This window comes from Duganella sp. OV510 (assembly GCF_900100205.1).
GTDB lineage: Bacteria > Pseudomonadota > Gammaproteobacteria > Burkholderiales > Burkholderiaceae_D > Rugamonas.
This window is the reverse complement of sequence record NZ_FNEQ01000008.1, coordinates 20,859-47,034: the sequence shown is the minus strand read 5'-3', so window position 1 is coordinate 47,034 and position 26,176 is coordinate 20,859. Positions and strand designations below refer to the sequence as shown.

Annotated in this window: 24 protein-coding genes; 13 read left to right on the top strand and 11 right to left on the bottom strand. The window is 61.3% G+C overall.

Features of this window, described 5'->3' with window-relative positions; all coding sequences use genetic code 11:
- Positions 1–56: 56 nt before the first annotated feature.
- A complete protein-coding gene (locus tag BLS51_RS20410; protein ID WP_139168745.1) occupies positions 57–509 on the bottom strand; it encodes a hypothetical protein in 453 nt (150 codons plus the stop codon).
- 94 nt (positions 510–603) lie between these two features.
- Between BLS51_RS20410 and BLS51_RS20405 the strand changes: the two genes are divergently transcribed.
- Both BLS51_RS20405 and BLS51_RS20400 read left to right on the top strand, forming a co-directional pair.
- A complete protein-coding gene (locus tag BLS51_RS20405) occupies positions 604–1,527 on the top strand; it encodes a MerR family transcriptional regulator (protein WP_090187514.1) in 924 nt (307 codons plus the stop codon).
- Positions 1,524–3,065 (top strand): cryptochrome/photolyase family protein, encoded by a 1,542-nt coding sequence (locus BLS51_RS20400; protein ID WP_090187510.1) that lies wholly within the window; start codon positions 1,524–1,526, stop codon positions 3,063–3,065. Before BLS51_RS20405 ends, BLS51_RS20400 begins: the two co-directional genes overlap by 4 nt.
- On the opposite strand, the gene BLS51_RS20395 is transcribed toward BLS51_RS20400, so the two are convergent.
- Positions 3,062–4,066 (bottom strand): LacI family DNA-binding transcriptional regulator, encoded by a 1,005-nt coding sequence (locus tag BLS51_RS20395; RefSeq protein ID WP_090187505.1) that lies wholly within the window; start codon positions 4,064–4,066, stop codon positions 3,062–3,064. The genes BLS51_RS20400 and BLS51_RS20395 overlap by 4 nt on opposite strands.
- Positions 4,067–4,184: 118 nt before the next feature.
- On the opposite strand from BLS51_RS20395, the gene BLS51_RS20390 reads away from it, so the two are divergent.
- A complete protein-coding gene (locus tag BLS51_RS20390) occupies positions 4,185–6,209 on the top strand; it encodes a glycoside hydrolase family 43 protein (RefSeq protein WP_217636472.1) in 2,025 nt (674 codons plus the stop codon).
- Here BLS51_RS20390 and BLS51_RS20385 read toward each other — a convergent pair whose 3' ends face one another.
- Together BLS51_RS20385 and nhaR are read right to left on the bottom strand one after the other, a co-directional pair.
- A complete protein-coding gene (locus BLS51_RS20385) occupies positions 6,210–7,307 on the bottom strand; it encodes a calcium:cation antiporter (RefSeq protein ID WP_090187498.1) in 1,098 nt (365 codons plus the stop codon).
- A gap of 57 nt (positions 7,308–7,364) precedes the next feature.
- On the bottom strand, positions 7,365–8,291 hold the full coding sequence (gene nhaR, locus BLS51_RS20380) for a transcriptional activator NhaR (protein WP_090187495.1): 927 nt from the start codon (positions 8,289–8,291) through the stop codon (positions 7,365–7,367).
- Positions 8,292–8,405: 114 nt separating this feature from the next.
- Between nhaR and BLS51_RS20375 the strand changes: the two genes are divergently transcribed.
- The 4 genes from BLS51_RS20375 to BLS51_RS20360 all read left to right on the top strand — a co-directional run bounded on the left by BLS51_RS20375 (position 8,406) and on the right by BLS51_RS20360 (position 10,751).
- Positions 8,406–9,368 carry a TerC family protein gene (locus BLS51_RS20375; protein WP_090187492.1) on the top strand — a complete coding sequence of 321 codons (963 nt, stop codon included), beginning with the start codon at positions 8,406–8,408 and terminating at the stop codon, positions 9,366–9,368.
- Complete coding sequence (locus BLS51_RS20370; RefSeq protein WP_090187489.1) at positions 9,368–9,742, top strand: tellurite resistance TerB family protein; 375 nt, start codon at positions 9,368–9,370, stop codon at positions 9,740–9,742. Before BLS51_RS20375 ends, BLS51_RS20370 begins: the two co-directional genes overlap by 1 nt.
- 17 nt (positions 9,743–9,759) lie before the next feature.
- Positions 9,760–10,023: a TFIIB-type zinc ribbon-containing protein gene (locus tag BLS51_RS20365; RefSeq protein WP_090187486.1), complete on the top strand. Its 264-nt coding sequence runs from the start codon at positions 9,760–9,762 to the stop codon at positions 10,021–10,023.
- A 65-nt stretch (positions 10,024–10,088) separates the two neighbouring features.
- Positions 10,089–10,751 (top strand): DUF2459 domain-containing protein, encoded by a 663-nt coding sequence (locus tag BLS51_RS20360; RefSeq protein WP_090187483.1) that lies wholly within the window; start codon positions 10,089–10,091, stop codon positions 10,749–10,751.
- Here BLS51_RS20360 and BLS51_RS29765 read toward each other — a convergent pair.
- Positions 10,748–10,891, bottom strand: coding sequence for a hypothetical protein (locus BLS51_RS29765; RefSeq protein ID WP_175472638.1), 144 nt, complete (start codon positions 10,889–10,891; stop codon positions 10,748–10,750). The two genes, BLS51_RS20360 and BLS51_RS29765, sit on opposite strands and share 4 nt — an antisense overlap.
- A gap of 85 nt (positions 10,892–10,976) precedes the next feature.
- Here BLS51_RS29765 and BLS51_RS20355 point away from each other — a divergent pair, with 85 nt between their 5' ends.
- On the top strand, positions 10,977–11,558 hold the full coding sequence (locus BLS51_RS20355; protein ID WP_229207659.1) for a hypothetical protein: 582 nt from the start codon (positions 10,977–10,979) through the stop codon (positions 11,556–11,558).
- Here the strand turns inward: BLS51_RS20355 and BLS51_RS20350 are convergent.
- Together BLS51_RS20350 and BLS51_RS20345 are read right to left on the bottom strand one after the other, a co-directional pair.
- Complete coding sequence (locus BLS51_RS20350; protein WP_090187480.1) at positions 11,496–12,095, bottom strand: hypothetical protein; 600 nt, start codon at positions 12,093–12,095, stop codon at positions 11,496–11,498. The two genes, BLS51_RS20355 and BLS51_RS20350, sit on opposite strands and share 63 nt — an antisense overlap.
- 12 nt (positions 12,096–12,107) lie before the next feature.
- Positions 12,108–14,801 carry a hypothetical protein gene (locus BLS51_RS20345; RefSeq protein WP_090187476.1) on the bottom strand — a complete coding sequence of 898 codons (2,694 nt, stop codon included), beginning with the start codon at positions 14,799–14,801 and terminating at the stop codon, positions 12,108–12,110.
- A 273-nt stretch (positions 14,802–15,074) separates the two neighbouring features.
- On the opposite strand from BLS51_RS20345, the gene BLS51_RS20340 reads away from it, so the two are divergent.
- From BLS51_RS20340 to BLS51_RS20325, 4 genes are all read left to right on the top strand, one after another.
- A complete protein-coding gene (locus BLS51_RS20340; protein ID WP_090187472.1) occupies positions 15,075–15,440 on the top strand; it encodes an Arc family DNA-binding protein in 366 nt (121 codons plus the stop codon).
- Positions 15,441–15,517: 77 nt separating this feature from the next.
- The gene (locus BLS51_RS20335) at positions 15,518–15,919 is read left to right on the top strand and encodes a hypothetical protein (protein WP_090187469.1); all 402 of its coding nucleotides are present in this window, start codon (positions 15,518–15,520) and stop codon (positions 15,917–15,919) included.
- A 54-nt stretch (positions 15,920–15,973) separates the two neighbouring features.
- Complete coding sequence (locus BLS51_RS20330) at positions 15,974–17,083, top strand: serine hydrolase domain-containing protein (protein ID WP_217636471.1); 1,110 nt, start codon at positions 15,974–15,976, stop codon at positions 17,081–17,083.
- 84 nt (positions 17,084–17,167) lie between these two features.
- Complete coding sequence (locus tag BLS51_RS20325) at positions 17,168–17,428, top strand: hypothetical protein (RefSeq protein WP_139168744.1); 261 nt, start codon at positions 17,168–17,170, stop codon at positions 17,426–17,428.
- On the opposite strand, the gene BLS51_RS20320 is transcribed toward BLS51_RS20325, so the two are convergent.
- The 3 genes from BLS51_RS20320 to BLS51_RS20310 all read right to left on the bottom strand — a co-directional run bounded on the left by BLS51_RS20320 (position 17,413) and on the right by BLS51_RS20310 (position 23,933).
- The gene (locus BLS51_RS20320) at positions 17,413–18,576 is read right to left on the bottom strand and encodes an aldose epimerase family protein (RefSeq protein ID WP_090187460.1); all 1,164 of its coding nucleotides are present in this window, start codon (positions 18,574–18,576) and stop codon (positions 17,413–17,415) included. The genes BLS51_RS20325 and BLS51_RS20320 overlap by 16 nt on opposite strands.
- 213 nt (positions 18,577–18,789) lie before the next feature.
- Positions 18,790–21,630 (bottom strand): TonB-dependent receptor, encoded by a 2,841-nt coding sequence (locus tag BLS51_RS20315; RefSeq protein WP_090187456.1) that lies wholly within the window; start codon positions 21,628–21,630, stop codon positions 18,790–18,792.
- A 380-nt stretch (positions 21,631–22,010) separates the two neighbouring features.
- A complete protein-coding gene (locus BLS51_RS20310; RefSeq protein ID WP_090187453.1) occupies positions 22,011–23,933 on the bottom strand; it encodes an NPCBM/NEW2 domain-containing protein in 1,923 nt (640 codons plus the stop codon).
- Positions 23,934–24,273: 340 nt separating this feature from the next.
- Here BLS51_RS20310 and agaR point away from each other — a divergent pair, with 340 nt between their 5' ends.
- Positions 24,274–25,041, top strand: coding sequence for a transcriptional repressor AgaR (gene agaR, locus BLS51_RS20305; protein ID WP_090187450.1), 768 nt, complete (start codon positions 24,274–24,276; stop codon positions 25,039–25,041).
- Between the two features lie 690 nt (positions 25,042–25,731).
- Here agaR and BLS51_RS30640 read toward each other — a convergent pair.
- A complete protein-coding gene (locus BLS51_RS30640) occupies positions 25,732–25,926 on the bottom strand; it encodes a TRAFAC clade GTPase domain-containing protein (protein WP_373994352.1) in 195 nt (64 codons plus the stop codon).
- Positions 25,927–26,176: the final 250 nt, after the last annotated feature.

Below are 26,176 nucleotides of genomic sequence, written 5' to 3'. Positions count from 1 at the left end.
ACCTGATTGCCGGCGGGGGAAGGTAAGCTTAAATGTAATTGATAATTATTCTCATTCTAGTTGTATGATGACGAAGTTGTCAAGGTTGCGCGATCATGCAGCAGCCGTGCAGCCAGCGCGCGGCCACTCAGTGCACCGTCCCGCACCTTCCCGGAACACAGCCAATCGCCGCACAGGCCCACATGCACAGCGGGCAGCCAAAGGCAGTTGTCACGCGAAGGCGCCATGGTGAATGCCCGCATGGCCGTCATCGGCAACAGCGGTTCGAGCAACTCAACCGCCTTCATGGCAGGTAGCGCCAGCACTAGCGCGTCATGCCGGCCGGTACTCGTGCCCTGCTCCCGTGAGGCCAGCCGCCAGCCCTCGTCGTGCCAGATATCCAGGATGGTTGCGCCTTGCGCCGGATCGAACATGCTCACGCTGCCGCCGCAGTCCCGCAGAAGCTGTGCGCACGCCAGTCCGGCGCTGCTGGCGCCGACCACCGCCACATGAAAAGAAATAGCGTTCATGCGCGGAGTATATCGGCGCGATCCGGCAAGAAACGTAACAAGGCCGGTTCATTCCCGGTTCATGCTAGCATTTTGGCCGGGAGGACTCGTTACAATGAAATTGATCAAAGGTTATCGCAGCGGCGTTGCCGCGCGCCTGGCCGGACTGCCGGTGGAAACACTGCGCGTATGGGAGCGCCGTTATGGCGTATCTGAGGCGGACAGATCGCCGCATGGGCAGCGGCTGTACTCCGCAGAACAGGTGCACCGGCTTGGGCTGATCAAGCGCGTGGTGGACCAGGGCCACGCCATCGGCACTGTCGCCCGGCTGGATGTTGATGAACTGGCGGCATTGGCTGGGACGCCGGTCGCCACCGGTGTGCAAGCACTGAAGCTGGCGGTGGTTGGCGCCGCCCTCGCCCAGCGGCTTGGCGCCACGCGTACCGCGCCGTTGCTGGAGATCGTCGCCGTGTGCCCGCAGTTGCAAGATGCCGCCGGCACGCTGGCCGGCGCCAGCGCCGACGTGCTGCTGATCGAAGCGCCGGAAATGACGGCTGACGCCATGCCGCAGATTCAGGCTTTGCGGCGCGCCGTGCCAGCCAAGGCGGTGGTGGTGCTGTACCGCTTCTGCGACAGCGCCACTGTGCGGCGGCTGCGTGAGCATGGCTGCCTGGTGGCGCGTTCGCCGTCGGACGCCTCGGAGGTCGCGGTGCTGTGCAATACCGCGCTGACTGGCACCTCGCTGCCGCCGCCGGGCCCCACCCAGCCAGCGACGCCGCGCCGCTTGAGCGATGAGGAACTGGCGGCGCTGGCCAACGCCTCAACCAGCATCAACTGCGAATGCCCGCGCCACCTGGCCGACATCCTGATGATACTGGCCAGCTTTGAGCGCTACAGCGCCCAATGCGCGAACCGCAACGCGATGGACGCCGCCATGCACGAAGACCTGGCGCGCAGCGCAGGTCACGCGCGCATGATGATGGAAGACGCACTGGAACGGCTGGCATACGCGGAGGGACTCCCCATGCCAGTCAAATGACATGGGAAGCAATGAGACTCAAACTGATACTTGGCGACCAGCTCAATCATCAACATAGCTGGTTCGTCCAACCCGATGAAGACCAGGTCTTCGTCATGATGGAGGTGCGGCAGGAAACCGACTACGTGCTGCACCACGCGCAAAAGATCATTGCCATCTTTGCCGCCATGCGCGATTTCGCCCGGCGGCTACGCGCGGAGGGACACCGCGTGCACTACCTGGCGATCGACGACGCCGACAACCGCCAGTCCCTGCCCGCCAACCTTGACTATCTGCTGACGCATTACCGCGCCAGCGAATTCGCCTGGCAGGCGCCGGACGAATGGCGGCTGGACCGGCAACTGGCCGACTACGCTGCCGGCCTGTCCATTACGGCCTGGATGGACGACACCGAACATTTCTACACCGCGCGCGATGAAGCGGCAGGCATCTTCGAAGGCCGCCAGCACTGGCTGATGGAGCACTTTTACCGCCGCATGCGCAGCAAGCATGGCGTGCTGATGTCCGCCACCGGCAAGCCAGCTGGCGGCCAGTGGAACTTCGACCACGACAACCGCGAAGCCTGGAGCGGCATGCCGTGGGAGTCCGCAGACATCCGCTTCAAACATGACCACAGCGCGCTGTGGGACACCATCCAGGCCTCCGGTGCGCGCAGTTTCGGCGAGCCAAACGCCGCCAGCTTCGCCTGGCCGCTGAACCATGAGGAAGCATTGCAGCAGCTGGAACGCTTCGTTGAACTGGCTTTGCCCCACTTCGGCCGCTTCCAGGATGCGATGAGCGTCAAGGCCTGGCGGCTGTTCCACTCCTTGCTGTCGTTCGCCATGAACGTCAAGCTGCTGTCGCCGCGCACCGTGGTCGAGCGGGTGCAGGCCGCATGGCGCGACGGCGCCGTGCCGGTGGAGTCGGCCGAAGGCTACATCCGCCAGATTCTCGGCTGGCGCGAATACGTGCGTGGCGTCTATTGGCACCGCATGCCGGGCTACGACCAGTTGAACGCCTTCGATCACCACACACCGCTGCCCTGGTGGTTCTGGGACGGCCAGACGCGCATGCGCTGCGTGGCGGCGGCGATCGGACAGTCGCTGGAACACGCGCACAGCCACCACATCAACCGCCTGATGGTGATCGGGAACTTCGCGCTGCTGGCCGGCCTGTCGCCGCAGGAGCTGCACCGCTGGTATCTGGGGATCTACATCGACGCCTTCGAATGGGTGGAGCTGCCCAACACGCTGGGCATGAGCCAGTTTGCCGATGGCGGCCTGCTGGCCACCAAGCCCTACGTCTCCAGCGCCGCCTACATTTCACGCATGAGCGATTACTGCAAGGGCTGTCATTACGATAAGAAGGCCAGGCTGGGCGAACGGGCCTGCCCGTACAACGCCTTGTACTGGGATTTCTTCGACAGGAACCGGGACAAATTGCAGGGCAATCAGCGCCTCGGCATGGTCTACCAGCAGTTGCAGCGCATGGATGACGGCGCGCTGGCCGCGTTGCGCGAACGGGCGGCGGACTTGCGTGCCCGCGTCGCGGAACTTTAGGTGCTGCCGCGCTGGATCAGCTCAAAGCCGGTATTGAGAACGCGTGCCGGCGGCGCTTCGGCGGCACTGCCAGCCAGGCGGTCCAGCAAGGCTTGCGCCGACAGCGCGCCGATCCGGGCGCCATCCACCTTGACGGTCGATAGCGGCGGATTGGTGTACTCCGAAAAATTCAGATCGCCAAAACCCATCAAGGCCAAATCCTGCGGCACGCGCAGGCCACGGCTTTGCGCCTCGATCAGCGCACCGTGCGCCAGCGTGTCTGAGCTACAAAAGATCGCATCCAGTTCAGGATGTGCGTCCAGCAGCTGCACCGCGCCCTTGCGTCCCAGCGGCAGCGCGCCCGGCGCCTGCACCACATGCGAGGCGATCACGTTGACGCCCTGCTTGGCCAGCGCCACCTGGAAGCCCTGCGAACGCTGACTGGCGCGCGGGTCGTTGGCCGTCAGCATGCCGAAACGCCGATAGCCCTGCTTCAGCAGATGCTGGGCGCACGCATGGCCGACTTCCTCGTGCGAAAAGCCGATCGCCATATCGATCGGGTGCTGTGTCAGGTCCCATGCCTCCACCACCGGTGTACCGATCTGCAACAGCCGCTGGCGCGTGCTGTCGGTGTGCAGCGCGCCGGTCAGGATTATGCCGTCGGGACGGCGGCTGAGGATGGTCTCAACCAGAATCTCCTCGCGCCAGGTTTCATAACCCACAATGCCCAGCAGCAGCTGGTAGCCGGCAGCCGTCAGGCGGTCGGTGGCGCCCTGCACCATGTCGGCAAACGTCTGCGTGGAAATTGTCGGTAGCACCAGCGCCACCAGCTTGCTGCGGCTGGACGCCAGGCCGCCAGCCAGCATGTTCTTGACGTAGCCGGTGCGCTTGACCGCCTCCTGCACCTTGGCCAGCGTGGCCGGCTTCACCAGTTGCGGCTCATTCAACGCCCGCGACACGGTAATCGGCGACACGCCCGCCGCCTTGGCGACATCGATCAGGGTGACAGGGGTTGCGGCCATTGTTTCTTTCCGGATGTTGATAGCGTAATCATTCTATCGAATTGACATTCACACCACAACTGCCGCACACAGGTACAATCGCTGGACATTACAGACAGGGGAAGCGATGAAGAATGCCATGTTTGCCGCAACCATGCTCGCTTTGCTGGCATTACCAGCGGCGGCACAGCCAGAACCGCGCACCGACTCGCCGCTTTCCCACCGCACCTGGACGCCGGATAACAACAACGGCACTTTCACCAATCCCCTGTTCTACGATGAATTCTCGGACCCGGACCTGATCCGCGTCGGCGAGTGGTTTTACCTGACCGGCACCACCATGCACGCCATGCCCGGCCTGCCGGTGCTGCGCTCCAAGGACCTGGTCAATTGGGAATTCCTCAGCTACGCCGCCGAACGCCTGGATTTCGGCCCCGCCTACCGGCTGGAAGACGGCAAGAACATCTACGGCCAGGGCATCTGGGCGCCCAGCCTGCGCTACCGCAACGGCGTGTTCTACATCTTCACCAATGTGAATGGGCGCGGCACGCAGATCTATTCCGCCCTCAATCCGCGCGGCCCGTGGACGCACTGGGAGATGAAGCGCAGCCTGCACGACCTGTCGGTGCTGTTCGACGATGATGGCAAGGCCTACGCGGTCTGGGGCCATCAGGACATGCACATCGCCCAACTGACCGACGACCTGCTGGACATCGTCCCCAGTACCGAGCAGGTGCTGTTTTCCAAGACCGATGGCATGGGCGAAGGCGCGCATTTCTACAAGATCGGCGGCCGCTATTACATCCTCAGCGCCAATTACGCCGGCGGCTTCCGCATGCCGGCTGCGCGCGCCAGCCATGTGTTTGGCCCGTATGAAGTCAACCAGGCGATCAGCAAGGACGAAGGGTTCGGCCTGGTGCGCGGCTACCGGCTGAACAACAAGCAGTATCCGTTTGAGGTGTCGCCGCCGAATCCCGCCTCGCGCGACGCCACCGCCATGCACCAGGGGGGCATCGTACTGACCGAGGCCGGCGAATGGTGGGGCTTTTCGATGATGGACTATAACTCGGTCGGCCGCCTGCTCAGCCTTGCGCCGGTGACCTGGCAAGACGGCTGGCCATATTTCGGCCTGCCCGGCAACCTGCTGCGCAATCCGCGCACCTGGGTCAAGCCGCGCGTCAAGGAGGCGCAGCAGATCCGCGTGCCATTCACGCGCAGCGACGATTTCACCGAACCGTCGCTGAAACCGGTCTGGCAATGGAACCACGTGCCGGTCGATGATAAATGGTCGCTGACCGAACGTCCCGGCTATCTGCGCTTGCAGGCGCTGTCCGCCCCTTCGTTCTGGGAGGCGCGCAATACGCTGACGCAGCGCGCCATCGGGCCGCAGTCGTCGCCGACGGTGGTGCTGGACGCCTCCGGTCTGCTGAACAACGACGTCGCCGGCCTGGCGTTACTGAACCTGCCTTACGCCACGCTGGGCGTCGAGCGCAAGGACAGCAAGCTGTCGCTGGCGCTGTTCGACCAGGCGCGCAACAGCACCACGCGGGTGGCGCTCAACGCCACCCGCGTATGGCTGCGCGCCGAATGCGACTTCATGACGGAGAAAGCGCGCTTCAGCTACTCGACCGACGGCCAGACCTTCCAGGCCATCGGCGCGGAATTCACGATGATCTTCCAGCTGACCACCTTCCAGGGCGTGCGCTATGGACTGTTCGCCTACAACACCGGCAAGCAGCAAGGCGGCATGGCGGACTTCGACAGCATCGACATCCACCAGCCCTACCCGCGCGGCCTGATGCGCGCCATCCCATACGACGAGCGCATCGTGCTCAAGGCCGCCGCCGGGCGCGCACCCGCGCTGCCACTGAACTTCACCGTGCAGGACATGGGCCTGGGTCGGATCGCGCTGCGCTCCGGCGACAACTATCTGAGCGTGGGCCTGGATGGTAGCGCCACGCTACAGCCCGCCAGACCGGGCATTGCCCAAAGCTTCCAGTGGATGGAGACGCCGACCGGCGAACTGCTGCTGATGTCGCTGCTGACCAACTTCTACCTGCGCGTGCATCCGCAAAGCGGCGCGCTGCTGGCCGACAGCCCCGGCCCGATCCCGGACCGCAGCGACGGCGTGCGCTTCATCTGGAGCGCCGCCGCCCAGAACTGATTACGGCACGATGGTGACAAACAGGTAGACCGCGCAGATGGTCAGCAGGACAGTGCCCTGCATGATGGTGGTGCGCCCGCCCGTCAACGACAGCGAGGCAACGATCAGCGACAGCACCAGCAGCACGGTCGACTTGACGTCAATACCCAGCGTCAGCGTCCAGCCATTCAGCAGTGCCACGATGGCCACGCATGGTATCGTCAGGCCGATACTGGCCAGCGCCGAGCCGAGCGCCAGGTTCAGGCTGGTCTGCAAGCGGTTGGCGCGCGCCGCCTGGTAGGCCGCAATCCCCTCCGGCAGAAGCACCACCGCCGCGATAATAATCCCCACCAGCGCCTTCGGCGCCCCCATGCTCAGCACTGCTTTTTCCAGCGATGGCGACAGCGCTTTCGCCAGCAGCACCACGCAGCCCAGGCAGGCCAGCAGCAGCGCGCCACTGATCCAGGCCATGCGCACCGGCGGCGCCGGCGCATGGTCATCCTCGTCGGCGACCGGTTGCGCCGGCAGAAAGTAGTCGCGGTGGCGCACTGTCTGCACCAGCACGAAGGTCCCGTACAGCACCAGCGAGATGACGGCGATGAAAATCAGCTGGCTGGTGTTATAGGACGGGCCGGGCGTAGTGGTGGTGTAGTTCGGCAGCACCATGGTCAGCACCGAGATCGCCGCCAGCGTCGCCAGCGCGGCCGACACGCCGGTCGCGGTAAAACTCTGCTCGCCGTGCTTGCGGCCACCGACCAGCAGGCAGATGCCGACCATGCCGTTCAGGATCAGCATCACCGCCGCATACACGGTGTCGCGCGCCAGGCCGGTGGTCTCGGCGCCGCCGGCCACCATCAGCGAGACGATCAGCGCCACCTCAATCGACGTCACCGCCACCGCCAGCACCAGCGTGCCGAACGGCTCGCCGATCTTGTGCGCCACCAGTTCGGCATGGAATACCGCTGCCAGCACGCCGCCAAACAGGCAGGCCGCCAGCACGATCAGCAACAGCAGGCCGGGCGCGCCGTCGCCGCCCATCAGCGACTTGCCGCCCAGGGCCAGCCAACCAAGAACAGGCGCGGCAATGGTCCACACCGGCAGGGAGTTTTGTATTTTCATGGGCTCTTATCTCTCTGGTAACAGCGGGACGATACCACATGAATCTTATGAAAACATTTAAGTTATGGTTGTGGCCACCATCGTTCCCGACGACAGCGCTTCGCGCGCCGCCTCGCGGATTGCCTGCGTGGCCGGATGGCTGATGCGCCGCTCGGTGGTGATCGCGTAGACCTGCTCGCGCAGCGACGGTATGGTATCAAGCATGATCACGTCGTACTGCGCGCAAATGGTGTCGGCGATCGCCGCCGGCGCAAAGAACAGCCCGGCGCCGGACTGGCCGAAGGCCTTGATCATGGCGCTGTCGTCGAAATCGCCGACCACCCGCAGGCGCGGCACATGGGTATGCAGCCACTGCATCAGCTTGGCGTGCACCGCCACATCCTCGCCCGGCAACAGCAGCGGTGCGTGGTTCAGGCATTCGGGGAACGGGCCGTCCAGCGTGGCCGCCAGCGCCGCCGTGCCAAACACGCCCAGTTCGCTTTCGCCGAGCAGGTGGCTGTAGGCGCGCACGCTCAGGTGACTGGGCATGGCACGGTCGGTGATGATCAGGTCCAGCCGGTGCACCGCCATGTCCGCCAGCAGCGCCGACAAACGGCCTTCGCGGCACACCAGCCGGGTCGGTTCATCCAGCGTCAGCGCCGGTGCCACCAGCTGGCAGGCCACCGCCTTCGATACCGAATCTGACACGCCGACGCGAAACACGCTGACCTGCGTGGCGGCCTGGTCGCGCACCACATCCAGCAAGGCATCGCCAGCGCTGAAGATGTCCTCGGCGTGGCGCAGGATGCGACTGCCGGTGTCGGTCAGCTCCAGCCGCCTGCCGACGCGGCGGAACAATTCCACGCCCAGCGTGTCGGCAAACTCGGTCAGTTGACCGGAGATCGATTGTGGCGTCAGATGGAGCTGTTCAGCGGCCTTGGCGATGCTGCCGCTGCGTGCCACCATCCAGAAGTACCGCAAATGTTTGTAGTTGAGATTCGACATGCACAGCCTTTACATCGATTTTTTGGATGACTTATTCAAGTATATTCGAATTGTGCGATGAATTGAGCCTCCCTATCATAGCCCCATTATTTTCAAAAAGCCTGGAGAGCGACAATGAATGGATTAGAGAGCATGGCAACCGGCCCGATGTGGGCCGGATTCATTGCCTTCGTGCTAGTGATGCTGGCGGTGGACCTGTGGGTCTTCGGCGGCAATAAAGCGCACAAGGTGTCGGTCAAGGAGGCCGGGATGTGGTCGCTCGGCTGGTTCTCGCTGGCGCTGCTGTTCAACTTCGGCCTGTGGTGGTATCTGAAAGGCGCAGCAGGCCCCGAGATCGCCGAGCAGAAATCGCTGGAATTCCTGTCCGGCTACCTGATCGAAAAAGCGCTGTCGGTCGACAACGTCTTCGTTTTCCTGCTGATTTTCTCGGCCTTCCAGGTCAAGCCTGAATACCAGCGCCGCGTGCTGATTTACGGCGTGCTGGGTGCGATCGTCATGCGCGCCATCATGATCCTGGCCGGCGCCTGGGTGGTCACCGAATTCAGCTGGGTACTGTATCTGTTCGGCGCCTTCCTGCTATACACCGGCGTGCGCATGCTGAAGGCGGTGGATGAGGAACCGGACGTCAAGAACAACCCGGTACTGAAGCTGGCGCGCCGCACGCTGCCGGTGGATGAAGGCGACCATGGCGAGAAATTCTTCATCGTCAAGAACGGCAAGCGCTACGTCACCACGCTGCTGCTGGTGCTGGTGCTGATCGAAGCAACCGACGTGGTGTTCGCGGTGGACTCGATCCCGGCTATCTTCGCCATCACCAAGGACCCGTTCATCGTGTTCACGTCGAACCTGTTTGCAATTCTTGGCCTGCGGGCGCTGTACTTCCTGCTGGCCGACATCGCCGACCGCTTCCACCTGCTCAAATACGGCCTGGCCCTGGTGCTGTGCTTCATCGGCGCGAAGATGCTGCTGCTGCCGTGGATACACATTCCGGTGCACATTTCGCTGACCGTGGTAGCAACGCTGATCGCTGGTAGCGTCATCGCCAGCCTGTACTCGACCCGCAAGGAGAAAAAGTAATGCGTAGTTATATGACCGACAGCCCCAGCGCCGCTGGGCGCATCGTGGCCCTGTGCATGGTGGTGGACGGCAACCTGTCGCCGTCCGAGCTGCGGGCGCTGCAGCACTCGCGCCTGCTGGAATACATCGATATCGACATCGATGCCTTTCATGTACTGGTCGAGGAGCTGTGCCAGGACATGCTGGCCAGCGCCGGGCAGGGTTTGCACGTCGAACTGCCGCCGGCGGTGATTGACGCCCTGCTCGACGAAATCCGCGATCCGCTGCTGTGCCAGCAACTGCTGCGCGCCCTGTGGCAGATCGCCAACGCCGACGGCGTGCTGGCCGAGGCCGAAGTCACGCTGCTGAGCCGCGCCCGCGCCAAGTGGGCTTAACTGTAAAGGAAGAAAACATGGATTGCCCAGTTTGCAAAAATGTCAGCCTGGTGATGAGTGAGCGCCAGGGCGTGGAGATCGATTACTGCCCGGGCTGTCGCGGCGTGTGGCTGGACCGTGGCGAGCTCGACAAGATCATCGAGCGCTCCGCTGCCACCGAGCAGCCACGGCAACGCGCGCCGGAGCCGCGCTACCAGCAGCAGCCCGGCCACAGTCAAAGCCAGTATCCGCAGCACAAGAAGAAACGCGAAAGCTTCCTCAGCGATATCTTCGATTTTTGAGTCTGGGCATGCCAGGCGGGCCGGTCAGGTAAAATTGCCGGCCCTAGCCATGTTTCCGGAAATTAATGAAATCCGTCGTCCAGCAGCTTGTCATTGTTGTCCTTGCCCTGATTCTTGCCGGTTGCGCCGGCGTCCCGCGCCGCGCCGACCTGCCGGCCGGCCCAACGCCGCATACGATCTACCTGGTGCAATATGGCTGGCACACCGCCTTGCTGCTGGACGGCGCCTCGGCGCTGGCACACAGCAAAAAACTGGCCGCCGATTTCCATGACACGCGCTACCTGCTGGTCGGCTGGGGCGATGGCGAATATTTTGTATCGGAACACGCGCCCTGGTCGAAGGCGGTCAAGGCGCTGGTGGCGTCCGACTACCCAGCCTTGCAGGTGGGCGAACGCAGCACCAATCCGCCGCTCGGCGCGCAGGCGCGCGACATCGTGGCGCTGGCGATTACCGAGCACGGCTATCAACAACTGGTGGAATATATCGACCGCAGCATCGCCGCCGATGCCGGCGGCAAGCCGATTTACCTCGGCACGCCGGGAGAACATCCGGACCGCTTCTATCGCGCGACCGGCAATTACAGCGTTTTCAACAACTGTAACTCGTGGATGAGCGACGCCTTACGCACCGCCGGCCTGCCGGTATCGAGCTTCAACCTGACGGCGCGCGGCGTCTTCGAGCAGGCCGAGCGGATCTCGGCCCTGCAACAGCAAGCTGGCGCGAATTAGGCGGCGGCCGCTGCTTTCGGCTTGCGCGGGGCGCGCGGTTTTTTCGGTTTTTCAACGTCGGCGGCCTGAGCCTTGCCCTTGACCGACTCGATCAGCGCCGACACATACGCATTGCGCGGTCTGGGCAATAATGCGGGCAAAAACACTCCAAGGGCCGCAATTGTATGAGCATACCCTCCTCCCGCAACGCCCACCGGGTGCTACAGTGATGCCAAGGGGGCAATCATGATAACACTGCACAATCTGCAGATCTGGCGCCTGGGCGTGGCTTGCTGCGGCCTGTTGCTTGCTTTTCAGTGCACTAGCGCCGCCACGCCGCCATCGCTCACCGTGCCGATACCGCCGCCATTGGCGCAACAGGCAGTCCTGCGCGCCGTCGGGCAAATTGCGCCGCAAAGCGAGGAACACCGGCGCTACCGCATGGCCCTGCCCTATGGTGCGCCGCTGTTCCCGCCAGAGGCCGATCTGGCCAACCCACCGCTGTCCGCCACGCTTGCCGGCTGGCTTGCCCTGCCGGCCGCGCAACGCCGGCACGACGTGCTGCTAACGCCGGACATCGATCACTACTGGCCAGCCGAAGGCCGGCAGTTCAGTTGCCAGTTCATCCTGCACCTGGAAGCCGACGGCGGCGGGACGCGGCTGACCGTGCTACAGGTGCGTCCCACCGAATACGCCGGCAAGCGCTTCGAACTGCTGGGCCGCACCGGGCCGGGCCGCTATATGCAGCTGCGGCCCACCGCGCCGTCAGCCCAGGCGGAGGCCGAGCTGCGCAGCTTCCTGTCGGCGGCGCTGGCGCGCCAGCAGTAGCACCAGCCCGAGGCCGAGCGCCAGCAACGGCAGGCTGCCCGGCAGCGGCAAGGCGGCAACGCCGGCCACGTCCAGCGTCAGCGCCACCTGCACCGCATCCGACACTTGCAGGAACGTGCCGCCAGCCAGCGGATCACCGCTCCACCACTCGCCCGACAAGGTGAAGAAACCGCTATCGCGTTGCCCCGGCAGTACGAACGGGAATAGCTGCACGCCATACAAGCCGGTGTGCAGCAACGCATCGAACGACGCGTTCGCCGTGGCGCCCGGCGCCAGCACCGGGAAGTCAAAATAGCTGGCGTCCGGCGAGCCGAGGCTGAACGATGACGCATTCAGCAGCGTCGGCACGAACCAGTTGCTGCTGTCGGTATTCACCAGCGCATAGCCCCAGCCGACGGTTTCTCCAGGCAGACCGCTGATGCCGCCGCCGGCGGGATTCGCCGTCAACGTAAAAGTGAACGGCAGCGCCATGGCGCTCAATGGCATCAGCACACTCAAGCACAAGGCCAGCATGGCCCGCAAAAATCGGCGTTTCATGGTCGTTGCTCCTTATTTGGGAATAATCGATTGTGCTTGCGAATAGGCGTAAGTCACGCCGGCGAGGTCGGTCACATTGCCGCTCTCGCTGAGGCTGAAGCGCTTCACCGTGGACGGCACATTGAAGGTCAGCCGCACGGTAAAGAAGCTGCCGACATCGACATTCGGCGTCACCAACGGCAGCGGCGGCGACAACGCCGTATTCAAGGTCACAGCGCCGCTGCCGGCCAGCGTGCGTAGCGCCAGCGAGCCCAGGCGCATGTCGCGCGCGGTGCCGATGCCGGTGTTGGTGAAGCGCACATCCAGCCCGATCACGCCAGGCGCGACGTTTTCCTGTCCAACGATTTCAGTGGCGAAGTCCGGCCGTCCCGGCGCTTGCGCGACACCTGTAACCAGCACGGTCAGCGAGGCGCTGTTGTGCAGCGTGGCCACGCCGGTGCTTTGCGCGGTGACGGTCAGGCTGTCCGCGCTGCCGATGCGGGCGTCCGCCGGCGGCGTCAGCGTCACGCTGACATCGGCACTGGCGCCATGCGCCAGCGTCAGCGTGGACGGCGATACCGAGGTGATGTAGCGCCGGTCATCCGTGGCACTGATGGTGAACACATCAGCCGGTCCATCGTTGCGCACCCGGTACACCAGCGTCGTGCTGACGCCGGGACGCAAATCCTGGCGCGATGGCGGCGTGACCGACACCGTCTGCGGCGTCACCATCACACTGACCAGCCGCTGATACGCAAAGCCGGAACTGTCCGTGCCGCTGGCGTAGACCACGAACGGTTCATTGGGCACCGTCAGCGCGCCGAAGAACTTGCCGTTATCGGTTTGGTCCTGTTCCAGCGCCAGCGGCGCCAGCACATCGAAGTTCTTGCGGCGCAGCTGGAACTGCGGTGCGCTGGCGATGCCAGTCAGGGCGGCGATCGCGTACAGCACCTGGCCCGGCCCCGGCTCACCATCGATGGTCATCAAGCCCTGATGCGGTGGCATGGCGCCGAAACGCGCCAGCTTGAACGAATTAAAGGCAAGATCGGCGATGCCGTTGACATTCACATAGGTGACGTCCGGCGAGCCACTGACCTCCAGCTTCCAGGCACCGCGCAACGGCGTATCGACAGAAATGATGGTGCCGCTGGACAAGCGCAAATACGTCGCGGCAGTCGCATCGCTGACCACCACGCCGTCCGGCCGCGTCAGCGTCACCGTCGGCTGCACGCCGGCCAGCGTGCCGCTGACCGACACCGTCAGGCGCGTCAGGCTGCCATCCACCGGCACCGTATAGCTGCGGCTGCTGCTAAAAGTATCGACCGTGGACAGGATCTGCACCACGTTGTTGCGGCCCACCAGGTCCGCCAGCTGGGTGACGGCGCCGGCCTCGCTGCCAAACAGGAAGAATACCTGGCCGCCGGTTTCCGCCGCTGCTTGCAGGAAGCCTGGCGTCAGCGGCGAGCAACTGCCAAACAACATCGGATAAATCTTGATGTCCTTACTCTTGGCAAGGCTGATGACCGCGCCCGCCAGCGACGCATCCTTGGCGGTGGCGTCGGTGTACATGAACAAATCGCCACCTGGATCGGCCAGCGACAAGCCGTTGTACATGCCGGTCATCGCCAGTTCAGGGCAATCGCCGCCGCCGGTGGCGAACAGGCTGGCGATTTCCGATTTGAACAGCACGGCATCATTGGTGGCGGTAGTCGGCCCGGTGCCGGGATCGTTGAACGGCGCCAGCACATATTGCAACGGTTCCTCGTCGGTGCCAAGCCGCGCATCGACGATGCTGGTGGCCGAAGCACGCACACCGGCAATGATGCCGCCCATGCTGCCGGTGGTGTCGATCGAGAACGCCAGTGTCGGACCGGCGCCGAGCAAGGCTTTCAGCTGCGCCTGCGTGATTTCCGCCTTGATATCCTCGACAAACTGCTGGGTGCCGGCGATGGCGGCGCCGGCCGCCGTGCCGTGATCCGCGCTGTGCGGCGAGATGTCGCAGTAGCGCGTGTCCTTGTTGATGCCCTCGCGGAAATAGCCGATCGGATCGCTGGATGGCGAACTCTTGTCCAGTGGTCCGCCGTGGCTGCATTTGAAGGCGCCCGGCTTGACGCGGTCTTCCCCGCCGTAATAGCCGCTGGTCAGCAAGGTTCCCACCAGATTGGACGAGTTGGCGCAGGTCAGGCCGGTGTCGGTGTAGCCCGAGCAGCTGGTTGCCGCCGGCCCGGAAAACGACAATGCGCCAGGCCGGCCGACGCCAGGGTGGGCGCTGCTGTTGCCCAGCTCGACCCAATTGCTGTGCGAGTAAAAATCCTGGATGGTGTGCAAGGCGCTGCCGAGATTGTCACGCGCGCCGATGACATTCATCGGTTCGCTGCGCAAGGCGTCAAGGATGTTTTGCTTCAGCGTCGCCAGCCGCAGCTGCGCGCCAGCGGCGTTTTCGCCGTCGAAATGCTTGGCCGAGCTGGTTTGATCCTCGTCGACCTTGGCGTTGGCCTCGATGATCTGGTCCAGCGCCTTTTGCATCGACGCGCTCAGCTTCGGCACGGCGAAATAGCGCTTGTCGAGTTCCTCGATGCCGCGCTGGGTGATGTCCTGGTGCGTCAGGCTGCCGCCCGACTTGGACGTGATGTAGCAGACAAAGCCGTTCTTGGGACAGAAGGCGTTACCTGGGAGACTGACGAGCAGCAGCAGCGACGCCAGCAACAACGATAAAGCAGTGCGCATACGATATCCTTTCCGGCTGAACAGGAATCCGCACAGGGCAGATACGCGACGCTGTGTCGCATGACTCATGCCATGTGTTGCGCTTGCTTTGAAATCAGGGGCTTAGCGTGTGCCGGCACACCGGATGGGCGGGCAATGTCAAATTTGCCGACACCACCAACCGTTCGGATGCTGCTTGCTGGCATCGAAAATGGTACCGATTACATCAGGTTGTCACTATTTCTTTGTTTTCAGTCACTAGCCAGTTGGTTCGGTAAGTGACAATATAATGGAATGTCCGATATCTACCGCAGCCAATTCCGCATGCCTGTCGCGCTCTTCGAGAAATTGAAGCTGGAGGCCGGCCGTTCCAAACGCAGTGCCAATGCCGAGCTGGTGGCCCGACTAGAACGTAGTCTGGCAGAAAGCTCGAATGAAATCGACATGCGCATCCTGTTTGAGGCGCTGGAACGCCTCTCCGCGCGCAACCCTGACATGCGCTACAGCTTCGGCGTCAATTTCGGCGGCCAGCTTGATGAGCGCCCGGCCGAGATTGTGGCGGGTCAATGGACGCTGGGTACCGAGCCAAGCGAGGCGATGGCGGACCTGATCCGCTCGCAGGACTCGAATGTCCTTCGCGCCACCAAGTCAAAGCGATAGCATCCTTGCGGCTTTCATTGCGAAACCAATAATTTCGTTCTATTATCATCGGCACCGCTCACTACTGGAGACGTACGATGACCGAGCCGCACAATCGATCGATACCTGAAGAGATGAAAGTCGCACTGCACGAATGGGACCGCATGGCAGTGCGGCTCACGCGTCTGTATGCGCTGCTGGGAGCATTAAGTGTGTCCTGCTCGCTGTTTGTTGCCACCTTTGTCGGAACGGATGCAGCGCTGACGGGATCGATCAGGGTGGTTGCCTTTGTCGGCACTGCCTCGCTGGCGTGGATCGGCACGTTCAACATGGGCGGCAAGGCAAATGCATTGCGTAGTGCCTGGCGCCTTCTGAATGCCGCCTGCATTCGCTACAAATACGAGGAATCCTATACCTTCGAGGAACTGCATGCGCAATATGTCGCTGGCGAGTCCCTGCTGGGCGTCATCACCATCGCCGAACCTGCCCCCAAGCATTAACATAGTAGCTGCTTAGTGCGCGTGATGACAAAATTCGCTGCAACCATAACGGCAATGACACTCGGGCTGGCGGCCTGCAAGCCGGCAGCCACCGCAACCGCGCAAGACATTCCGGCCGCTATGCGCCAAACCGCGACCACCCTGCTGCAATCGAAACTGCTACACGCGACCTCGATTGCTGTGGTGTATCGCGACCAGCAATTCATTCTGCATCAAGGCGAGCTGGAAACCGGCAAAGCCAATCCGCCGAACGACACTACGCTTTATGAAATCGGCTCGGTCAGCAAGACTTTTGCTGGCCTGCTCCTGGCGAATGCCGTGCTGGACGGGAAGGCGGCGCTCGACGATCCCATCCAAAAGTACCTGGCCGCCGATTACCCGAACCTGCAGTCGCAGGGACAGCCAATTCGCCTCCGCCATTTGGTCACCCACACCAGCAATATGCCAGGCATGCTGCCATTGCAGGTGAACACGGTTTTAAACGATTTCACCGCCCACACCACGCCTGCAAAGCTCAATGCGGCCTACGCCAACTACGGACAGCCGCAATTCTGGCAGGACCTGCACACAGTCAGCATCAAAGGTCCGCTTGGCAAGGACTACGCCTATTCAAGCGCCGGCACCGAACTGATTGCGCACACGCTCGAAAAAATCTACGGAATGCCGTATGAAGTCCTGCTCACGCAATTTGTTGCGCGCGAAGCCGGCATGCAAGATACCAAGCTGAGAATCACCGCCAAGGACGCTGGCCGGCTAGCGCCCGGCTACCACAGCGACAACCCCGTCATCACGACACCGATGCCACCACTGCCCTGGGGTGCTGCCGGTAACCTGAAGTCGACAATGCCGGACATGGCCAAGTACCTGCGCCTGCAATTGAGCAGCAAACCCGCCGTGATCGAATCGCACCAGCCGCTGGTACGCTTTCAGGACGACTTCAGCATTGGCTATTTCTGGAACATTGGCACCAATCGCCAGTTGGACACGCATTATGTGCACCATGGCGGCGTACCGCGCGCACAAAGCTACGCCTATGTCGTTCCTAAATATCAGCTGGGCGTCTTCATCATCACCAACCAGAGCGGCGACGCCACTGCCGACGCCATGGAAAGCGCGCTGGCGCATATTTTCGACACCGTGGAATCCATGGAAAGCGTGCGGTAGTCGGCAGCCACCGCTTGGAACACGCTTTCCAACCGGCTTAGCAGCGCCGCCTCCGAAAGCGGCCCCATGTGTTGATATACCAGCGTGCCATTGGCGTCGAAGAACAAGGTGGTCGGATATCCCGTCACCGAAAAGTCCGCACCAGCCGGCCTGACATCAGGTCATCGCGCGCCAGGATGCGAGACGCTAACGCAACGCAAGAAACACCGCCGCTACGTGCGCGCGGAAATCACCGAACCGGCGTACGCCGTGCGGCGCTCACGCAGCGCCAACATGGCGGAATGGCTGGCAGGTCTGGCACAGTATTTCGCGTTCTGCAACGCGCAGCGTCAGGGCAGCAGGTAGAAATGAAACACGGTGGTCTGGGCGTAAGCCTGGCCCGGGTCAAGGCGTGTGGACGGGTATGCCGGCTGGTTCGGGCTATCGGGATAGCCTTGCGCCTCGAAGCTAATGGACTGGTACTTGGTCAGGCGCTGCCCCGCCTTGCCAACGATTTTGCCATCAAGGAAGTTGCCGGTGTACACCTGCATGCCCGGCTCGGTGGTCGCGATTTTCAGTCCTCGGCCGGACTGGCGATCCTCGAAAGTGACGGCGGGCTTTGGCGTCGCTGTTTTGCCTCCGCGAATGATGTAGTTATGGTCGATGCCGCCATTGGCCAGTGCAAGCTGCGGGTGCGTGGCGCGGGCGCGTTGGGTAACGCCGGCGGGAGTGCGGAAGTCGAACGGCGTGCCAGCCACCGGCAACGGCTGACCGGTGGGAATCAGCACCTCGTTCACCGGCAGAAAGGCGTCCGATTCGATCGTCAACTCCGCATCCGTGGCAAGGTTCTTGGCAGGAATGCCCGACAGGTTAAGCATGCTGTGATAGGTCAGGTTGACCACCGTGGGCTTATCGGTAGTGGCGCCGTAGCTGACCGACAGATCGTTATTATTATCAAGCTCATACTTCACATCCGCTACGACAGTGCCGGGGAATCCTTGGTCGCCATCCGGCGAGGTCAGCGTAAATGTGACCGACACCTTGTCCGCAGTCTGCTCCACTGTTTTTACCGTCCAGTTGCGCTTGTCCCAGCCGATGCTGCCACCATGCAGCGTGTTGCGCGGCTCGCTCAGCGACAATGCGTATTTCTGACCGTCCAGCACTAAATTGCCGTTGGCGATGCGGTTGGCGTAACGGCCAACGGTAACATTCGTAAAGCCAGGTGTGGTTTCGTAACCGGCCAATGTGTCATAACCCACGGCCAAGTCGGCGACGCTGCCATGTTTGTCAGGAAAACGCAGACTTTGCACTGTCGCTCCAAACGAGATCAGTGTGACCGACATCCCATGGGCGTTTTTTAATGTGACGGCATCCACATCGGCACCATTCGACAATGTACCGAAGCCGGTTCGCGAGACTGATAACCCGGATGACACCGGAGCGCGATGCGACAATTGGCTGCAGGCAGTCAGTCCAAGTAATGTGGTAAGCAAGAAGAGTTTTATGTGTCTCATTGTGTATCCATGTTTGGTTTTCAGTCTGTTTCTGGCAGCATAGCTTGAAACAGCCCAGATGGCGTTGGGATCGCCCTGAAGCTCCCAGAAAAAAAGGCCGCCCGAATAGCTGGCGGCCAAGGAGAGTACAACAATTTCGCAAGAAAGCCGGTGACGGTTGCGCAGTAAGAGCTGATCAGAAACTGGCCCCTGCGGTAATCGCTCCGGCAGGCATCAGAACTTCAGGCTTGCCCCCAGGGTGATGGAACGGCCGTAGCGATAGTAGCCGTTGGGAAGACTGATGGAGCCGTTGCCCAGCTTGGGCTTCTGCACAGCATCGGTGAGGTTATTGCCTTCGATGCTGATGCGCAGCGATTTGTTCACCTCATACGCGAACTGAGCTGTCAGCCAGGTCATGGCGTTGGCGGTCTCGTTGAAGCCGGAGCCGATCACATTGGTGGCGGTGACAAAGGCATCGGTATAGTCGGCCGTGGTGCTCATGCTCCATGGACCGCGCTCGTATAGCAAGCCCACCGACGCGGTTGCTGGCGCGATGCCTTCCAGCGGGCGTTCGACGCCGTTAACCCAGCTGCTCGACAGATTGCGCGTGTACTGCGCTCGCACGCCGAAGCCGTTATCAAACAGGTGCTGCAGGCCGATCTCCATACCGCGCGCCTTGGCACTGTCGCCGTTGATAGGACGCTGAACGTTGAACAGACGGCCGCCGGGGGCCCCAATGTCCTGTCCAGTCAGCCACAGGGTGGTAATCTGGTTCTTGATGTTTTTTTGGTAGACAGCAAAAGTTAGTGCAGAGTTCTTGGCGTAATACCACTCAAGCGAGATGTCAGCCTGGCGCGCGGTGTACGGCTTGAGCTCGGCATTGCCGCCGTAAATCTGCGTAAAGTCGCCCCACGATATGCTGGCTGTGGTGCTCGACGGCGCAAGTTTGTCCACTGACGGTCGCGCCATCGTCTTGGCGGCGCCCAATCGCAGCTGCAGGGTGTCTGTAATCTGGTAGCTGAAGTTAGCCGACGGCAGCCCGAAGGTGTAGCTGGCATCCTGCTGCACGACGGACGGATCGGCGTAGACGGCGGTGAAGTTGAACGCGCCGTTCTGTATGATGTCGTTTATCTTCGCGTCCCAAGCCTGCGCCGTGGTCTTGGTGTTCACAAGGCGCACGCCGACGTCGGCATTCCATCTATCGCCGGCCAGATCGGCCTGCACAAATGCGGTAGTGGTCTTTTCGGTTACGCGATAGCTTTCCAATGGATTCCAGGCGGGCGCAGACAAGGCCGAACTGTAGACGCCGCCCCCAGGGCGTGGCTTGCCGTCGTAGGACTTCAACGCCTGCGCGTAGCTGTCGACATCAAAACCCAGGAAGCTGCGCGGGAAGTTGCCGCTCACGTCAGACAGGAAGCCGCTCGGGCTAAACGTCTGGTTGATCACGTTACCGCCGAGGGCGCCCACATTGATCGCGTTCTCGCCGGAATAGTGATCCTGGCCGGCGTTGAACGCGTTGTTGATCATGTCGCGTTTTTTCTTGCGATTGGTCTGGCCAAGGCCGAACTTCAACTGATCGATATTGAAACGGTCCAGCTTCCATTCGGCATTCGCGCTTGCACCGCCGATACGATCGTCGATGTTATCGCCCGCCCGGCTGTAGAAGTGGGTATTGAAGTCGCTGTCTTTGAACAGGCCCTGAGCCAGGCCGCTTTGCAGGTCGCGGCCGTCGGCCAGGGTGGTCTTGACGTCGGGCACGGCAGCGCCGGTGAGCTGGACACGCGTTACGTTGGGCTGATTCATCCGCAGCACGACATAGCTGTCTTTACCGCCGGAGTTGCGTTTTGACGTGGACAGATAGACGTCGCCTGTCACTTTCAACGTGGGCGAAATCTTCCAATCCCCCTTGGCGCCGTACATCGCAGTGTCCACCACGCGATACTCGGTCTTATTCAGCACCTCGGGATTGAGCCGCATCTCAGGGTCTGGATTGGACAAGGTCAGGTCGGTCACCACGCCGTTGTTGACCTTCATATCGGACCAGCGGCCCGGCGAGTACAGCGGATAGAACGAAAGCTGGTAGCCGACCTGGGGCGAGTCCAGCCGAGTTTTGAAACCGTCGACCACAATCTTTACGTCGCTGCTGGGACGCCACTCCACCTTGCCGGAGAGCGCCATGCGCTCCTTTTTCTCCATGATGGAGCCGAAGCGGAACTGTCCCGGCCCGATCAGGCCTTCTTCGTTGCGGTCGAGTATGCCGTTGCCATTGGGATCGATGGCGCCGCCCCAGGTATTGCCATACTCCCAGAACTGGCTTGGGTCGCTTGGAATAGGGTTGCGAGACCAGCCGCCATCGTTGCCGGCCGTATCAGTGCGGACATCGCGCTTGGCGTACACCACGCCGAGCAGCACGCCAACCTGGTCATTGAAGGTATTGCTGTAAGTGCCTGACAGCTTTTTGCCGTTCAGGCTGCTCAGCTGGTTGCGGTCGGCCTCCACACGCATCAGGCCGTGCTGGCCTTTCTGGTCGAACGGGCTGGCGGAGCGCAGGTTCACCAAACCGCCGATGGCACCCTCGATCAGCTGCGCCTGGGTCGACTTGACAACGTCGGCGCCGCTGATGACGTCAGCCGGCAACACGTCGTAAGCAAAGTAGCGGCCCGCGCTGTCGGTGCCCAGCAAGCGGCCATTGAACGTCGTAATCGTATAATCCGGACCCAGTCCGCGGATGCTGACCTTTTGCCCCTCGCCGCCGGCAGTACGGCTGACCGAAACGCCGGTAATGTGGCTCAGCGAGTCCGCCACGTTGTTATCGGGGAAACGGCCGAGCTCGGTCGCACTAATACTATCCTGCACCACAGCGGAATTGCGCTTGAGCGCCAAGGCCTCCTTCAAGCTTGCACGCGTGCCGGTGACGACCACCTTGGAAACTTGCTCGCCATCTGCCGTGGCTAGATCATCTTGGGCACGTGTCGGCGTAGCGAAAGTAGCTAGCGCAAGCAAGCAGGCCGAGGTCAGCGGATGCAGCACAAGTTGGGGATATTTAGTGCGCGGACGGCGTTGCAGCTCTCTCATGAAACGGTTCCTTTTATAAGTTATTGGTGAAGCACAAGCACTGCAGTAACCGAGAAGGTCGGCCGGTGCGATAACCCGTCTCGCACAAAGCCGGCATCCCGCTGATGGGTTTTCGAACTTTCGGATATTTTCATATTGGAGTATCCAAAACCCCTGGCTAATGCGTTCGAATAAATCGAAAGCCCGTGGATCGTTGTCTATGGTTGAAGCGTTATTAAGTCTATATCGAAACCTTACGCCAGCGTTTAAATCTTACGTTTTTCGTATTTACATGTTGTTTTTTTGTGATCTGACTGGCTTTTAACTTTCATTCGAAAGTTATTCAGAAAAACGGTTTCGCATGAACAGTCGCCCAGCGCCTTCTTTACTGCCGGGCGGCGTCAGCGCGCGGCGGCGTCGCTGACCAGGCGCACGTCGCCCCATGTTGCCACCACAGGCGTGGCACTTCCCGCTTTCACCTCGCGCACCACCAGTTCGATGACCTTGCTGCCTTTGATGTTTGCCGTGATCTGTTGCGCCCTGCTACCCAATGTCATCTGCGGACTTTGGGCTAGCAGCTTGCCATCGCCGTAGACGTAAAAACGCACCGCCCGGCCTGCCTCTACGGCCGTATCATCGACGCCCACGCTTGCCTTCAGCTGCCCATGGGCTGGCGCGTTCATGACCTGAATACGGGAATTCGACAGCACGCCGATGCCCGAATCGAAGGCTTGCCCGGCGATCTGCAAAGTTTGACCGAACGGCGTCGCGTCGGCCTGTGCACCGCCCCAGCCGGCGTATTGCGCCCGTGATCCGGCAGAGCGCGTGAGGCTCCAGGGATCGATCATGCGGTGGATGGTGGGATCGAGTTCCGGGCGCCGGGTGCCGTCGACAGCGATATTCACTGCGCCGGGCATTTCCGAAAGGTAGAGTCCACTCTCAAGCAGGCGCTTGCCGGTCGCTTCAAACACCAGCGTCTCATGCGGCGCCAGCGTGAATGCTTGCTCGCCAGTGAATGTCAGGGTTTTCTTCGACCAGAGATCCCTGAGGACGATCGGCGCGCCGTCCGCCAGCTTCAGGTGCCTGGCCAGCAAAATGACCGGCACCGGCGCCGCACCACGGTTGAACAACGCCACCGCCTTGCGCTTGCCGTCGCCGAACGTCTTGACAATGATTTGCGCGTCGTCGGAGTCGTACGTGACGATGCCCTGATGCCCGGCCGGGTCCTGGTTGACCCGTATCAGCTCTTCATTGCGCAGCACCTCCAGCAGCGCCGGCGGGCCGTTGCGCAGATCATAACTGACCAGCAGCGGCGCATTGATCATCGCCCATAAGCTGAAGTGCGAGCGGGCCTCGACCAGATGGTCCGCATCAAACTCGCCGTGGCCGATATGCAGTATGTCCGGGTCGTTCCAATGGCCGGGGCCGGCGTACAGCGCTCGTTTCGCCGCGCTGTCAAAGTTATGCAGCATGCTGGTCCAGCTCGGCGTGATATCACTGCTGGTGCGCCACAGGTTGCCGACGTCTTTGCCCCAGGAGCGAACATTTGCCATGCCCCACGCGCAGATCGACAGCACATAGTCGTTGGCGGGCCTGGCCGCCTTGAGTGCCGCTGCGACTGCCTCGTAGCGGCCGCGCACCGCGTTGATGTCGGTGCGACTGATGGCGCTGCGATCAATCAGCGGCGCCAGCGCACGATAATCCTGATCTTTCACCAGCTTGGAGCCGGGTGTGAAATCGGCAAGTCCGCAAGCGTCGATCTTGATGTAATCGAAACCCCACTCCTTGAAATACAAATTGATATCTTGCGTAACATGCCCATCGAGCCCCACTTCTCGCTCTGCCGTTGTGCCCTGCGGCAGATTGGGGGAATGCAGATCGTAGGCTTGCGAACAAGCATTACGGCCGATGTCGGTGTAGATGCCGGCTTTCAGGCCCATCGCGTGGAGCTTGTCGGTAAAGGGCTTGAAACTGCTGCCGGCCGCCCCCCCGGTCGCTGCCGACGGGAATATATTGGTGCGAATCTGCAAGCGCCCGTCGCTCTGGCGGCGTTTGAGCCACCAGCCGTCGTCGATATTGACGTGGTTGTAGCCGAGCCGGGCCATGCCGCTATCGACCAGCACGCCTGCCGCGCCCATCACCTTGCCCTCGTCGACTTCCGTGCGGAACGCGTTCCAGCTATTCCAGCCCATCGGCGGCGTCCGGGCGCCGCCAGTCGTATTGCCTTCCCACCGCCCCGCTGCCGCCAGCGGATCTGTGCCCGCGTGGGTGACAGTCGGCATGGCGAACACGAGCAGTGCCGCCGTGACGAGGCTGTTTATCATCGCAGATCGATGACGCGTAATGTTGCTGAACCGCCTGTATGGCATACATATCTCCTTGTTGTACTCAAACCCTCATTGTCGAAACATATGCCAAAAGGAAACAATGGCTAGGCAGAATCGAATTGAGAAGCAAAAAATTGGGTGACTGTGAGGATTTTCACATGAATTTTCGCCGATAGGCAAAATATGCGTAAAAAACGACAAATAAAGAAAGTATTCGAAAGTATTTTTCTTTTCGTTATTTGTTACCTACCACGCAATCTACCTGGAAGAGCTGTACTGCATTGGGCTCGTACCACATCTGTTAAGATGCTGTTTTGTTAAAGAATATCGCCCAACCATGGCAAAGACCGGTCATCGCCGCGCTATGATAATGAAAGCACTCACCGAGCACGGCTCGGTGCAAGTCAATGAACTGGTCAGGCAATTGGGTGTCTCCGCAGTAACGATCCGCAGCGACCTCTGCAAGCTTGAGTCGCAGGGGCTGGCAATTCGCAGCCATGGGGGTGCCACTGCGGCCCGGACGCCGCCGACCGAGCACGCGATTCCGCAGAGAGATGCTATCAACCATGACCAGAAGGAGCGTATCGGCGCGCTTGCCGCAACCATGGTAAAGCCCGGTGACAACGTCATCATCGATTCTGGCACCACCACCATAACGCTGGCGCGCCACCTTCGCGACGCGGAAAATGTCACGGTGATGACGAACGGACTGAACATCGCGTGGGAGTTGGCAGAAGCGCCCGGCGTTGACTTGATCCTTACCGGCGGCTTGCTGCGCAAGCAATCGCTCTCGCTACAGGGACTGCAGGCGGAAGCCTGCCTGCAAGCCTATAGCTTCGACAAGCTCTTTCTCGGCGTTGACGGCTTCGACCTGCAGTTTGGCGTGACCACCCACCACGAGGCTGAAGCGACCCTGAATCACAAGATGGTGGAACGCGCCAGGAAAGTCATCGTGTTGACAGATGCCTCAAAGTTCGGCTGCGTCAGCCTGCACCGCATCATTCAACTCAACCGCGTGCATACTGTCATCACCGACGCACGCATCAGTGACGAATACCGGGATGGTCTAGTCAATGCCGGTATTGAGCTACTTATCGCAGACTGATCCGATGATCCGAAGTTTCGGTTGAATCGCCACGATTATTGTAGACACTCCTGAGCCAAAATTAGGCAAAGGATGCTGGCAACCGGCCCCGTCACCTGGATCAGCGTGATTACACCTGACAGCGACCGCAGGCCGGTCCGATGTGCTACTCATCTATCTGGGCGCGCGAGACCTCTACGCCTACGGCCGATGGGTAACGGGTTACAGCGAGAAGACGCGCCGCGACGCGTGGCACTTTATCGACATGACAGTCGAGTACGATCGCCGCTATCAGTACGACGCGGGTACACTATCAGCAAGATCCTCGGCCACGCTAATGGGCAATCGAAGCAGCGCTACGCGCACCTCCAGGTCGACGCTCAACGCGCCGCTCTGGATAAGCTCTCGCAGTTGTTAGGGGAAAATTAAATTACACTGGAAAATTACACTCAACAAAAAAGCCGATCTGTTTAAAGATCGGCTTTCGCGGTAAGTGATTGATTTCACTTAGAATTCTTGGTGGGAAGTGCAAGTTTCGAACTTGCCCCACCAGGGCTTCCAGCCCGCTTATAGCCGACTTTTCGCCCATATTGTCGGAAATTGATGATCTGAGATATGCCTAGCTGGGCTGGAGTGTTCCCAAAAGTGTTCCCAAATTTCAGGTTCCAACATCTGGGTTACACTCAGCTCCAACACGAAATCGGGAAAGTGTCACTTAAGCTTATGAAACGGGCTCGGATTGCCTTTCACCCACATGCGACTGCCTCGAGAAATGTGCTCGAAGGCACGTAGAGTATCGCTATCCGCAAAACTGAACCCCTCGAATTGCCCCTTGGCTAACAACAAATATGCGCTGACAAGACATGCCGTCTTTCCGGCACCCGGCAGGCCCACAATGCCCACCATACAAGTCGGCCTTGATTCCATCATGGCGTTAGCCTGAGAAATTCCTAGCGTGCGACTCGCAGCCAAGGTAGGCAACTCCGTTGGAGACCGCAAAGCGGCCGCGCCTAAGTCAAGACTTCCAAACTCTTGAAGCTCCGTCAATGCATCGGATTGTTCTTCGCGGTCACCACCGTTTAGCGTCGCAGACCCGCCAGTGATTCGCATGCCAAACCGCCACCTAAAAATGGCATGTTCTGATGCGAGGCGTACT

What these genes read in the sequence shown, in the direction of transcription:
- BLS51_RS20375 (WP_090187492.1), top strand. Translation starts at nt 8,406, where the DNA reads ATGAATGGATTAGAGAGCATGGCAACCGGCCCGATGTGGGCCGGATTC.
- BLS51_RS20365 (WP_090187486.1), top strand. Translation starts at nt 9,760, where the DNA reads ATGGATTGCCCAGTTTGCAAAAATGTCAGCCTGGTGATGAGTGAGCGC.
- BLS51_RS20320 (WP_090187460.1), bottom strand. Translation starts at nt 18,576, where the DNA reads ATGAGACACATAAAACTCTTCTTGCTTACCACATTACTTGGACTGACT.
- BLS51_RS20405 (WP_090187514.1), top strand. Translation starts at nt 604, where the DNA reads ATGAAATTGATCAAAGGTTATCGCAGCGGCGTTGCCGCGCGCCTGGCC.
- BLS51_RS20410 (WP_139168745.1), bottom strand. Translation starts at nt 509, where the DNA reads ATGAACGCTATTTCTTTTCATGTGGCGGTGGTCGGCGCCAGCAGCGCC.
- BLS51_RS20340 (WP_090187472.1), top strand. Translation starts at nt 15,075, where the DNA reads ATGTCCGATATCTACCGCAGCCAATTCCGCATGCCTGTCGCGCTCTTC.
- nhaR (WP_090187495.1), bottom strand. Translation starts at nt 8,291, where the DNA reads ATGTCGAATCTCAACTACAAACATTTGCGGTACTTCTGGATGGTGGCA.
- BLS51_RS20390 (WP_217636472.1), top strand. Translation starts at nt 4,185, where the DNA reads ATGTTTGCCGCAACCATGCTCGCTTTGCTGGCATTACCAGCGGCGGCA.
- BLS51_RS20355 (WP_229207659.1), top strand. Translation starts at nt 10,977, where the DNA reads ATGATAACACTGCACAATCTGCAGATCTGGCGCCTGGGCGTGGCTTGC.
- BLS51_RS20310 (WP_090187453.1), bottom strand. Translation starts at nt 23,933, where the DNA reads ATGATAAACAGCCTCGTCACGGCGGCACTGCTCGTGTTCGCCATGCCG.
- BLS51_RS20400 (WP_090187510.1), top strand. Translation starts at nt 1,524, where the DNA reads ATGACATGGGAAGCAATGAGACTCAAACTGATACTTGGCGACCAGCTC.
- BLS51_RS20360 (WP_090187483.1), top strand. Translation starts at nt 10,089, where the DNA reads ATGAAATCCGTCGTCCAGCAGCTTGTCATTGTTGTCCTTGCCCTGATT.
- BLS51_RS30640 (WP_373994352.1), bottom strand. Translation starts at nt 25,926, where the DNA reads ATGGTGGGCATTGTGGGCCTGCCGGGTGCCGGAAAGACGGCATGTCTT.
- BLS51_RS20350 (WP_090187480.1), bottom strand. Translation starts at nt 12,095, where the DNA reads ATGAAACGCCGATTTTTGCGGGCCATGCTGGCCTTGTGCTTGAGTGTG.
- agaR (WP_090187450.1), top strand. Translation starts at nt 24,274, where the DNA reads ATGGCAAAGACCGGTCATCGCCGCGCTATGATAATGAAAGCACTCACC.
- BLS51_RS20395 (WP_090187505.1), bottom strand. Translation starts at nt 4,066, where the DNA reads ATGGCCGCAACCCCTGTCACCCTGATCGATGTCGCCAAGGCGGCGGGC.
- BLS51_RS20315 (WP_090187456.1), bottom strand. Translation starts at nt 21,630, where the DNA reads ATGAGAGAGCTGCAACGCCGTCCGCGCACTAAATATCCCCAACTTGTG.
- BLS51_RS20385 (WP_090187498.1), bottom strand. Translation starts at nt 7,307, where the DNA reads ATGAAAATACAAAACTCCCTGCCGGTGTGGACCATTGCCGCGCCTGTT.
- BLS51_RS20335 (WP_090187469.1), top strand. Translation starts at nt 15,518, where the DNA reads ATGACCGAGCCGCACAATCGATCGATACCTGAAGAGATGAAAGTCGCA.
- BLS51_RS20330 (WP_217636471.1), top strand. Translation starts at nt 15,974, where the DNA reads ATGACACTCGGGCTGGCGGCCTGCAAGCCGGCAGCCACCGCAACCGCG.
- BLS51_RS20345 (WP_090187476.1), bottom strand. Translation starts at nt 14,801, where the DNA reads ATGCGCACTGCTTTATCGTTGTTGCTGGCGTCGCTGCTGCTGCTCGTC.
- BLS51_RS20370 (WP_090187489.1), top strand. Translation starts at nt 9,368, where the DNA reads ATGCGTAGTTATATGACCGACAGCCCCAGCGCCGCTGGGCGCATCGTG.